This is a genomic window from Halorientalis sp., from assembly GCF_028275115.1.
GTDB lineage: Archaea > Halobacteriota > Halobacteria > Halobacteriales > Haloarculaceae > Halorientalis.
In genome coordinates this window covers 1-3,714 of sequence record NZ_JAQCNH010000138.1, presented here as the reverse complement: position 1 = coordinate 3,714, position 3,714 = coordinate 1, and the positions used below count along the sequence as shown (strand labels likewise).

Below are 3,714 nucleotides of genomic sequence, written 5' to 3'. Positions count from 1 at the left end.
AACAGTGACGGCGTGGCGACCTACGATTACACTGTCCCGACCGACGCCTCAGACGGGGAGTACGTCCTGCAGACGGCGCTCAGCGACAGTTCGTCGATCCAGTCCTACACGGGCTTTACCGTCCGGAGCCTCGACGTGTCCGTCTCGGCCGAGGACGGTCCGTTCGTCCCCGGTGACGACGTGAATCTCACCATCACCGCCACCGACAGCACGACCGGTGCACCCGTTACCGCGACTGGCGGCTCGATACGGCTCGCGCTGCCCGGCAGTAGCGTCGAAACGTCGCTGTCACCCTCGGGACAGTCGCCGTACACCAAATCGATAACGCTACCTTCCGACAGCTCGATCACCGGAACCCGGAGCATCAGCGTAAGTGTCCAGAACGGCAGCGCGACCGACACGGACTCGACGCTGGTTGAGGTCCGTAACGCCTCCGAGAGCGTGAACCTGAGCATCGCCGAGCCGGTCGTGGCGGGCCAGGCGACGACTGTCACGGTCAACGGGACGGTCGATACGACCGGCGTCCTGACGGCGTACTCACCCGGAGCCCAGACGGTCGCAAACAACACCAGTGCCGCGCTCTCCTCGTCCGGTGACACCCGTGTGCAACTGACCATCGACTCGCCGGGCACGCACATCGTCCGGCTCTCCGTCCCCGGCGTTGGGAGCGTGACCAAGGTGGTCGACGTGCAGTCGGCCAGCGATGAGCCGACTGTCTGGACCGGGACGGTCGTCAGCGCGAACGCGACCGAGTTCTCGGCCGGTGAGGACATCTACCTCAAGACCAACGACCCCGGCATGACGGCCACGGTCGTCAGTCAGAACGCGACCTACACCGTCGCACTCGACAGGAAAAGCGGTGGCACCTACTACGGTGTCCTCTCGGAGAGTCCGCCCGACGGCGTCTATCTCGTCCGGCTGGACTCTGCCTCGGCAACGAGTGTTACCGACACCGTCATCGAGGTGGGCGCATGAACGGCCGCCGCTCGCTGCTCGCGCTCGCGCTCTCGCTCGTGGTCCTGGCAAGCATCGCGACACCGGTCGCGGCCGACCCATCGCTGTCGATAACCGACGTGAGCGTGCCAGACAGCGTGACCCAGGGCGATGACTTCGACCTGACAGTGTCGCTTTCGGGTGACGAACTCCAGAACAGTGAGGCCGACGTGTCGCTGACGCTCCCGGACGGACTCTCGTGTTCGCCATCGGGGGCACAGACCGCGACCCTCTCGGGTGGGACTGGATCGGCGTCGTTCGACTGTAGCGCCGATGTCGAGGGCGATTACAGCGGCGAGATCACCGTCAGTGCCTCGGGGACGAACACGAACGACGGCAGCGACCTCAGCGACTCGGCACAGTCCGGACTGGAGGTTATCAGCCCGGCCAGCCTGACGCTGTCGACCACTCTGGACAACAGTACCGTCGATGAGGGCTCGTCGACGGCACTGACAGTCGTCGTCCAGAACTCCGGAGACACCTCGACGAGCTACCAGCTCTCGCCAAGCACCGCCAGCGGCTACTCGACGAGCGTGGCGAGTGGCTCCGATAACGGGACCATCAGCGGCGGCCAGACCCGGACCGTCGAGTACACCGTCACCGGCGACAGCAGCGGGGACTACACCCTGAACACGACGCTCACTGCCGGGAACGGCCAGAACGTGCTGGAAGGCGAGGCTCTGACCGTCGAATCCACTGGTGGCAGTACAGGTGGCAGTACTGGTGGCAGTACAGGTGGCAACAGTGGTGGGAGCGGCGGCGACGGGGATACGCCGACGCCGACGGAAACCGCTACCCCGACTGCGACACCGACCCCATCCGCTGAGGAGTCCCCGTCCACCGCGACGACGGCCACGCCGGTCTCAGCGGACGACCCGACCACCGACACACCGGTGACCACGGCCAGCGACACCGTGACGCCAACTGCGTCGAGCGGCCCAGGGTTCACCGTCCTGGCGGCACTTCTCGTCGCCCTCGGAACCGTGTTCCTTGTCCGGCGGCGCTAACTCGGCAGGGGTAGGGGCCGTCTCTTCCGCGTACGTACAGCCAACAGTATCACTCGACCGCCTCGCGAAGCGCCCTCGTCGCCGCTTCGGGGTCGTCGGCCCGCGTGATTGCGGTAATCACGGCCACCCCGTCAGCGCCTGCTCGTGCCACCTCTCCTGCGTTCGCCGCCGTGATGCCGCCGATACCGACGAGCGGGATATCGACCGCGGCGGCGATATCTGCCACTCGCTCGGGGCCGATACCGTGTTCATCGTCGGGGATATCGTCTTTTGATCCCGTGTGGAAGACGGTCCCGACCCCGAGATAGTCCACACCGCCGGCTTCGGCGGCGTCGGCGGCTTCGACTGTCGACACCGAGCGACCGATGATCGCGTCCTCGCCCAGCAGTTCTCGCGCGACCGGGACAGGCAGGTCGTCGTCACCCAGATGGACGCCGTCAGCCTCGAGTGCCCGTGCTAGGTCAACACGGTCGTTGACGACGAAGGTGACGCCGGCCTCGCGACACTGCTCCCGTATCTCGCGCCCCATCTCGTAGCGCTCGCGAACGGTGCACTCCTTCTCGCGTAACTGCACGACGCCGACGCCACCCTCGATAGCGTGAGCGACGATGTCGCGGGTAGTCCGCCCCGCCGACAGCGACTCGCCGGTCACCAGATAGACGCTCCAGTCGGGCATGCGAGTGGCTGCGGGCGGTGTGATCCTGACTCTTGCGCTTACTCATGCAGGTGGTATCGTCAGCCCGGGCTCACCACACCCCGCTCCGGAGTGATATATAATGGTCTATATCAGTATTTGGACTCCGTATCTAGCCTGACCACTCATACCAACATATACCCCTATTATAAACGAGTTTAATACTCCTTGCACCTCTTTCTGGTGATGACGCAGGACCCACAGCGGCTCTCAGACGGCATTTCACGACGGAAATTCATCGCGGCGACAGGTGTCGCGGGCGCCGGCGCGGTGGCAGGTTGCTCGTCCGGCGGGAACTCCGAAGAGAGTTCGGGCGAGAGCGACACTCCGTCAGGTTCTTCGGGCGAGAGCGACGCTCCGTCAGGTAGTATCGCCCCGCTCCAGTCGGGTGGTTCCTCGACGGTCTACCCCATCATGAACACGGGGGCCTCCTACTGGAGCGCCAACCGACCCGCCAGCGACTCCGAGTACTGGCCACACGGCGAGTACGACATCGACACGGAGAAGAACCTCGCCAATTACTGGGGCGGCCTCTACGGTTTCGAGGCAAAGGACGGCGGCGACCCGCCGTTCGAGTTCACCGTCGGCCTCTCCCATTCGGGCACCGGCGTCGAGAAGGTGATGAACGGCCAGCACGACGTCGGCAACTCCAGCGGGAACGTCGAGGACGAGCTCCCCGACCGGGACTCCTACGAGAAGTTCGTCGACCACGTCGTCGGTGTTGACGGCCAGCCGCTGGTTGTCTCCCAGGAGATCGCCGACGCCGGCGTCTCCAAGATCACCGGCCAGCAGCTCAAGGATCTCTACAAAGGCCGCATCACCAACTGGAGCGAACTCGGCGGGCCGAACCGCGAGATTCAGGTGCTGGGCCGTGTGAAAGGCTCGGGTACGCGAACCTCCTTCGTCTCGAACGTCTTCGACGATCCCGAGGCGAACACAGAGGTCGCCAACCGCTACGGACAGAACCAGCGTCTCGCCGAAGCCATCGGACAGGCCGACAACGCCATTAGCTACCTCGCG

Annotated in this window: 4 protein-coding genes; 3 read left to right on the top strand and 1 reads right to left on the bottom strand. The window is 65.0% G+C overall.

What is annotated here, in order from left to right:
- Together Q0964_RS16650 and Q0964_RS16645 are read left to right on the top strand one after the other, a co-directional pair.
- The coding region (locus Q0964_RS16650; RefSeq protein WP_299269861.1) for a hypothetical protein at positions 1–975 on the top strand (975 nt) is incomplete at its 5' end.
- Positions 972–2,000 (top strand): PGF-CTERM sorting domain-containing protein, encoded by a 1,029-nt coding sequence (locus Q0964_RS16645; protein ID WP_299269858.1) that lies wholly within the window; start codon positions 972–974, stop codon positions 1,998–2,000. The genes Q0964_RS16650 and Q0964_RS16645, both read left to right, overlap by 4 nt.
- Positions 2,001–2,049: 49 nt before the next feature.
- Here the strand turns inward: Q0964_RS16645 and thiE are convergent, their stop codons facing one another.
- The gene (gene thiE / locus Q0964_RS16640) at positions 2,050–2,676 is read right to left on the bottom strand and encodes a thiamine phosphate synthase (protein WP_299269855.1); all 627 of its coding nucleotides are present in this window, start codon (positions 2,674–2,676) and stop codon (positions 2,050–2,052) included.
- Positions 2,677–2,880: 204 nt separating this feature from the next.
- Here thiE and Q0964_RS16635 point away from each other — a divergent pair.
- Positions 2,881–3,714, top strand: an 834-nt coding sequence (locus Q0964_RS16635; protein WP_299269852.1) for a substrate-binding domain-containing protein, incomplete at its 3' end; no start/stop codon positions are given.